The organism is Clostridium uliginosum (genome assembly GCF_900112485.1).
GTDB classification, from domain to species: Bacteria; Bacillota; Clostridia; order Clostridiales; family Clostridiaceae; genus Clostridium; species Clostridium uliginosum.
In genome coordinates this window covers 51240-58484 of record NZ_FOMG01000025.1, presented here as the reverse complement: position 1 = coordinate 58484, position 7245 = coordinate 51240, and the positions used below count along the sequence as shown (strand labels likewise).

7 protein-coding genes are annotated in these 7245 nt (G+C 30.4%); all 7 read right to left on the bottom strand.

What is annotated here, in order from left to right; genetic code table 11:
- Nucleotides 1-506, bottom strand: a 506-nt coding sequence (locus BM027_RS14195) for a sulfide/dihydroorotate dehydrogenase-like FAD/NAD-binding protein (protein WP_139209553.1), incomplete at its 3' end; no start/stop codon positions are given.
- Nucleotides 507-632: 126 nt separating this feature from the next.
- Nucleotides 633-1706: a 2,3-butanediol dehydrogenase gene (locus tag BM027_RS14190; protein WP_090093207.1), complete on the bottom strand. Its 1074-nt coding sequence runs from the start codon at nucleotides 1704-1706 to the stop codon at nucleotides 633-635.
- Between the two features lie 265 nt (nucleotides 1707-1971).
- Entirely contained in the window at nucleotides 1972-3912 is a 1941-nt protein-coding gene (locus BM027_RS14185) for a sigma-54-dependent Fis family transcriptional regulator (protein ID WP_090093205.1), read from the bottom strand.
- Between the two features lie 551 nt (nucleotides 3913-4463).
- Nucleotides 4464-5618, bottom strand: a complete 1155-nt coding sequence (locus BM027_RS14180; protein ID WP_090093202.1) for an FAD-binding oxidoreductase — start codon at nucleotides 5616-5618, stop codon at nucleotides 4464-4466.
- Between the two features lie 2 nt (nucleotides 5619-5620).
- On the bottom strand, nucleotides 5621-5992 hold the full coding sequence (locus BM027_RS14175; protein ID WP_278320251.1) for an FAD-dependent oxidoreductase: 372 nt from the start codon (nucleotides 5990-5992) through the stop codon (nucleotides 5621-5623).
- A gap of 31 nt (nucleotides 5993-6023) precedes the next feature.
- A complete protein-coding gene (locus BM027_RS18935; RefSeq protein ID WP_242943341.1) occupies nucleotides 6024-6104 on the bottom strand; it encodes a hypothetical protein in 81 nt (26 codons plus the stop codon).
- Between the two features lie 103 nt (nucleotides 6105-6207).
- A complete protein-coding gene (locus tag BM027_RS14170; protein WP_090093199.1) occupies nucleotides 6208-7131 on the bottom strand; it encodes a DUF5692 family protein in 924 nt (307 codons plus the stop codon).
- Nucleotides 7132-7245 lie beyond the last annotated feature (114 nt).

The window sequence follows — 7245 nt, the reverse complement described above, 5'->3', positions numbered from 1 at the left end:
CCATATGATCCATCATCAGTTGCAACATAAAGATTTCCTGCAACCTTTTTTAATTCTTCTTCATATATTAATAAGTCTTTATTTCTACTTCCTAAGATAACATCACAGTCAATACCATGTTCATGCATCCATTTTACTTGAGGATAAACTGGTGCAGCTCCAACTCCTCCTGCAACAAATATTATTTTCTTTTTCTTTAATTCTTCTAAATCTTCATGAACAAGTTCACTAGGTTGGCCTAATGGTCCAACGAAATCTGCTACACATTCTCCAACTTCATATTGTGCTAATTCTTTTGTACTCTTTCCAACTGTTTGGAACACAATTGAAACAGTTCCTTTTTCTCTATTATAATCTGCAATAGTTAATGGTACTCTTTCCCCCTTATCATCATTTTTAATAATGATAAATTGACCAGGCTGAGCTGATTTTGCAACTCTTTGAGCTTCTATTTCCATTAAGTATATATTATTTGTAAGCTCTCTTTTTCCAACTATCTTATACATTTCTTTTCCCCCTAGTTTTTTATAAAGACTACGTTTTAACAGAGTGTTGATATTGTTATATAATAGCGAACTGACATTAAAATTTGCTTTATCTAACAATATCAACACGGTCTTAAAACAAAGCGTTTATAAAAGGTTTTTATCTGGTGTTACTAATATCTTAACGTGTTTTTTCTTTTCTGGACCTGTTAATGCTCCAAAACCTTCTTCTACTATATCGTCTAAATGTATTTTTTTTGTTATATATCCTTCAGCTTTTATTCTTCCATCATTCATTTGAGCTATAGTTGCTGGAAATTCATGTCTGTATGCTAAAGTTCCAACTATTTTCTTTTCAGTAAATACTAGAGCATTAGGGTTAAAGCTTATCTCATTTTCCCATATGCTTGTTATAACCATAGTTCCTGCAAACTTTAAGCTGTTAATTCCTGTATCAAAACCTATTTTAGCTCCTGTAGTTTCAAATGCTACATCTACTCCTAAACCACCTGTAATTTTTTTAACTTCTTCTGCTATATCTACTTCATTAGGATCTAATACTACATCAGCACCTGCTCTTTTAGCATATTCTTGTCTTATTGATTTTCTTTGTAAAACTACTACTAGTTTTGCTCCTGCTGCTTTTAAACATTCTATAGTAGCTAAGCCTATTGGTCCTGAACCTAACACTAATGCTGTATCTCCAATTTTAAAATTTGCTATTCTAATAGAATGTAATGCAACAGCCATTGGTTCAACTAAAGCTGCTTGTTCATAAGACATTCCATCTGGGATTTTATGTATAAATTCTTCTGGGAAAACTGTGTATTCTGCAAGTCCACCACCGCTACCACAAAGGCCATGGAATCCTAAAGATGAACATAAATTATACTTTCCTTCTAAACAGGCTGGGCATTTTCCACAAACAACCATAGGTTCAACTATTACTCTATCTCCTACTTTAAACTTTGTTACTTCTTGTCCAATTTCTACAATTTCACCTGAAAATTCATGTCCTAAAACTACTGGTGCAGTTGTTCCACTTAATGGATGAGGTTGTCCTACTGGAATAAATATCGGACCTCCTAAATATTCATGTAAATCTGATCCACAGATACCACACCATTTTACTTTTACTTTTACGCTATTGCTTATAACCTTTGGTTCTTCAATTTCTTCTACTCTAACATCTTTTTTTGCATACCATAATGCTGCTTTCATACTAAAACGCCTCCCAAAATATATTGTTAATTAATTCACATATATATATTATTAGCAATAACTATGCCAATAATTTAACATCTTTATTTATTTCTTTATATTTTTATTAATGAACTTAGCATATACCTACTGTATACATTCTTTTAAGTATATAAATTAAATTATTTATAGTTGAAAAATATCAAAAATTATCTTCAATATAAAAAATAATGTATCAAAACGATACATTATTTTTCTCATTTTGATACACTGTTTATTTTTATTCTCATTTTGATACAATTATATTATATTTTTTAATCTTCCTATATAGTGTAGCTCTTCCTATATTTAATAGCTTTGATGTCATTTGAATATTTCCATTACATTTTTTTATAGCATCCTCTATAGCCTTCTTTTCTAAATTTTTAATTGGTATTACTTCAGTTTCCTCTTCTATAAGCTTATTTTCTACTGTATTTTCAGTAATTTCTACATAATTTACATTATTTATATTTATCAATTCATCATCACTTAGGTAATAATCTCTCTCAACTACGTTTCTAAGTTCTCTTATATTTCCAGGCCATTGATATTCTTTAAGTTCTTCTATATAGCAAGTATTTATATTACTAATTTTATTTCTATTCTTTTTATTTAATTTTTCTACGAAATAATTTACTAATACATCTATATCATCAATTCTCTCTCTTAGAGGTATTGTTTTTATATTCATTACACTTAGCCTATAATACAAATCCTCTCTAAAATTTTGTTTACTCATTTCATCTTTTAATATTCTATTGGTAGCACCAATAACTCTTACATCCAATTGCTTTTCATAAGTTCCTCCAACCCTTATAATCTTTCCATTATCCAAAACTCTAAGAAGCTTACTTTGTGTATCTAAAGGTAGTTCGCCTATTTCATCTAAAAATATTGTACCTCCATCTGCTAACTCAAATTTACCTGGATGCCCTTCTTTTGATGCTCCTGTAAAAGCACCTTTTTCATATCCAAACAACTCACTTTCCACCAATTCCCTTGGAATAGATGCACAGTTTACAGCAACAAATGGTCCATCTGATTTTTCACTATAACCGTGTATTGACTGTGCTATTAATTCCTTACCTGTTCCGCTTTCCCCTTCTATTAATATGTTACAATCACTTTTAGCTGATTTTTTAGCAAAAGCTATCATCTTTTTCATTTTTTTATTTTCTGTTATGATATCCTCAAATTTATATTGAGCTTTATATCCTACAAGTTTATTTACCAATTTATGAACTCTTTTAACCTCTGTAAAAGTTATTACCATACCAGTATTTTTACAATTTATATTTAAAGGAAGCACATTAATTACGCATTTTATCCTACTATTTTTTATATGAAAGTCCCACTCTATGTTATTTATTTTTTTTTCATTTTTTTGTGCTAATTCGTAAAATTTCACTCCTACTAGTACCTTATGAATATCCATTTTCATGGCTTCTTTTAACGATATATTTAGTATTTCTAATGCCCTTCCATTAACCTTTTTTACCTTCATATTTTCATTAATAACTATCATACCTTCTGATATAGAATTAAATGTTACATTAAGTAATTTATATGAAATAGTTAAAGCCAATTGCTTTTGAATTGATTGAGCCGCTGCTGTTACTATCCCTAATGTATGAGAATGAGCGTTATAATAATTTCCAGACATATTTATACATCCTATTAAATTTCCATCCTCATCATGAATAGGAGATGCTGAACAGGTCCAAGAATGTTGATTTATTGCATAATGCTCTGCTCCTATGGTCTGCATAGGTTTATTAAGATATAATGCAGTCCCTATAGCATTTGTCCCAACAACATTTTCTGTCCATAACTGACCTTTTAAAAAGTTTAATTCATTAACCCGTTCCATTATATCTTTATCACCTATTACTTCTATTATATATCCATCTTTGTCTGCTAGAATTAAAGCAAATCCAGAACCTATAACCATACTATAAATACTTTCCATAATAGGTCTAGATACTGAAATAAGCTCAATATTACTTTCAATCAACTCTTCTATATTATGATGTTTAACTCCTCCCCTTCCATTATTAGGATCAACCCCATACTCCCTACATCTTATCCATGAGTCAACAATATCATTTCTAACTTCTGAATCTACTTTTCCAGTAGTAATAAAACTTTTCCATGCATTACTAATAAAATTCATGTAATTTTCCATATGTATTTCTCCAATACTTATATAATTATTTTGTAAAGTATGCAATTTACTAAATATAATACTCAATAAAGTATTATACAGTAATATTATACTTAATTTCTTTATAAAAGTTTATGCTAATTGTATGTATTTAAACTATATTAAAATCATCTAAAAATTCTACGTTTAATCTAATATATCTCTATGTTAGAACCTGTATATTTTAACATAGAGATATTTACTATAAAATATTTATATACTTTTAAGTTGAAGTTTACATTATAAGTCACATTTTTAAAAATACCTTATTAAATATAAAGTAAAAATATGAAGTGGATAATAAATATAAAATAGTTAGCTATATATTTTTGAAAGTCTTTCTATTTCCTCATCTGACAAGTTTACATTTCCATATTTATTCCAGATAAGTCTAAAAATTTATCAATGTAAAGATGTGAATTTTTTTCAGCCATTTTGTTATTCCTCCTAACAAATCATTATAAACAAAGATCTTGGTCTCAAAAAGGGCAGTATTTAACCCTGAAGCAAAGTTATTTTCGTATTAATATTATCTATATTATTATTTCCAAATTACTAATTGGATATGATTTACAAGAATGAATATATCCGTACTTCTTATCTACATAGCGTTGTAACACACCTCTAGGTTGGAAAACAGTCCCTGATACCAATTTCACTCTACACAAACTACATTCTCCTGAACGGCAACATACATTAACTCTCACTCCAGCTCGTTCAAGTGAAGTTAGTAAAGATTCTCCTGAAAAACCTTTTAAAGTTCTTCCATCTGATAATGAAATTGTAAATTCTTCTTTTCCTGTTAGCCTATCAGGCCAACCAGGTTCATTTTGAATGTCCTGTCTAAATCCGAACATTTCTTGATGAACCTTTCTGTTTATAACACCTAAATCCCAAAGCTCTTTTTTACAAAAATCACACATCACTTGAGGTCCACAAATATAAAAACTTGATGAATTAAAATTTTTTACCTGCCTTTTAATTAATTCGCCAGTAATGAAACCAGTTTCTCCTGTATATCCATCTGTAGGTTCTGATGCAACAAGGGTTAGTTGGAAGTTATCATGACGAGAACTTAAGTCTCTAAATTCTTTTAAAAATATTGCTGAAGCTTCGTTTCTAACACCATAAATTAAATGAATATTTCTGTCCAATCCTGCATTTAATACTTCTTGCGTCATACTCATAAAAGGTGTTATTCCACTTCCTCCTGCTAAGAAAACCAAATTCTTACCATGAAATACCGGGTTATAATGGAATTCTCCTGCAGGTGAACTAGATTCAAAACTGTCACCAACCTTAGCCTTCTCCCAAAAATAATTTGATACAAATCCATTCTTAATTTTTGCAACTGTTATATCATAATATGCTCTTTGCTTAGGTGATGAAGAAAGACTATATGGTCTACTTGTACGAACACCCCCAATTTCAACAAATATATTAATATATTGGCCTGCTTCAAATGGAGGAAGGTATTCATTTTTTGATATGAATCGAAAAGTTTTAGCCTCATCAGTTCTATAAATAATTTCCAACAATACAAGATTCAATTTTTTAGGATGTAGTCTATCAATTAATTTTGCAGTTCTTCCACGATCTATACTATAGTCCTTACCATTCTTTTTAAGTACTGCGATTTCTTCCATGATTTCCTGAATATATTCAATTTCAGAAATAAATTGCTTCATGATTAAATTCCTCCATTCCAGTATTTCTTAAGAATTTCATTTGCCTTTTTATATCCTTGAATATAATTTGGGCTAAAACCACAAAGTCCCACAAATCCACCTGCGAATTCTAAGTTTGATATAAGTGATTTACTTGGCTTAAAATTACTTAAATATCTAACTGCATCTTTAGGCACATCTTGTGGATCTATAAGGTCAAAGTACGTTGCTGTTGGACTAATATTAGATACAATAACATCCGCCGTTAATTCTTCACCACTTTCTGTAACAACTCCTACCGCTTTACTGTTTTTTATAATAATTTTCTTTGCTCCACAGTTAAATCTCACTTCACCTTTGTTATTTCTAATCACCTCTGCAAGTGCCTGAGAAATAACCTGTTATCCGCCCTTTAAATATTTGGGTTTAAATTTCATGTAAACAGACCTTTTTTCCATTCTTAGCAAGAGTCGCTCCTGTGGATAGTCCTCCATTACCTGCGCCAATAACGATTACATCATAATGAATACTTTAGTCCTCCTTAAATAAACAGAGCTTTCACAGAAGCTTGTTAGCTTCTGTGATTGCTCTGTTTTAATAATTTTTATTATTAAATATTAGACTCTTTAACAGTCTTATAAGAATTAAGTTCTGTATAAATTTCATCTTTAAGAGGGTTTTTCTTGTTTTTCAAAATTATGCGAACTTGATATACAGCAACTGCAATATTTACAGTTAATGCGATAATACTAACAACCATGTATGCTGTAGGATTGTGACTAGATGCAACTGCGTATTTTCCAGCTGTAAAAAATTCTGGAACAATCATAACTAGCATCATCCATAAAGCAAGTGTATGAGTACGGTGTTGTAGCCATGCACCCTTCTTTATAGTGAATGCTGGAATTGTGCAAGACAGCAACAATGCTAGTCCACCATAGAACGCACGATCTGTTACACAGTTATATAAATAACCAAAGTTCCATAAATCATAAGCAATAATCCAGAACCAAAGCATATCCGGCCAAATCATATCTTTCTGCTTGTCCTTACTTACTATGATTCCAAACCATCCACAAATAGTTAGGATATTAAGAATGCCTGCAATACCATTCATGATGTTCCAAGGTCCACCCATGTAAGTCATGCCATTAATAACCTCATTCATACCATAAACCTGAAATTCACGAACAACCGCCTCCAAAATATTAAGAGCTAAAATTCCTGGTGGAAGTAAGTAATACCACTTTTTTGCCTGAATCTTTTCTGAAAAACGTAGTCCCATGAAAATACTACAACCAGCAAGAGCGGAATATGTCTTCGCCCAGTGAAACCAGTTAGCAGTTGACTGACCAGATTCTGGTCCTGAAGTATGAGGCCAAACAAAAATAGTTAGTAATATTGGTAATACCACAAACAATGCAATTCCTGTGTACTTGTTGTAACGACCAATTTCATTAAATAGCATCAAACCACCCAATACAATAAAAAACATCACCCAAGAATACCAAGGAATTGGTTGAAATAAAAACATAACTAATCCTCCCTTTAAGAGTATTAAAAAATAACGCTTGTTATTTTTTATATTTAACTTTATTATAAAACACTTTCTAATTTTGTCAACATTTTTTAACATTAAATACATTAT

What these genes read in the sequence shown, in the direction of transcription:
- BM027_RS14190 (WP_090093207.1), bottom strand. Translation starts at nt 1,706, where the DNA reads ATGAAAGCAGCATTATGGTATGCAAAAAAAGATGTTAGAGTAGAAGAA.
- BM027_RS14170 (WP_090093199.1), bottom strand. Translation starts at nt 7,131, where the DNA reads ATGTTTTTATTTCAACCAATTCCTTGGTATTCTTGGGTGATGTTTTTT.
- BM027_RS14185 (WP_090093205.1), bottom strand. Translation starts at nt 3,912, where the DNA reads ATGGAAAATTACATGAATTTTATTAGTAATGCATGGAAAAGTTTTATT.
- BM027_RS14180 (WP_090093202.1), bottom strand. Translation starts at nt 5,618, where the DNA reads ATGAAGCAATTTATTTCTGAAATTGAATATATTCAGGAAATCATGGAA.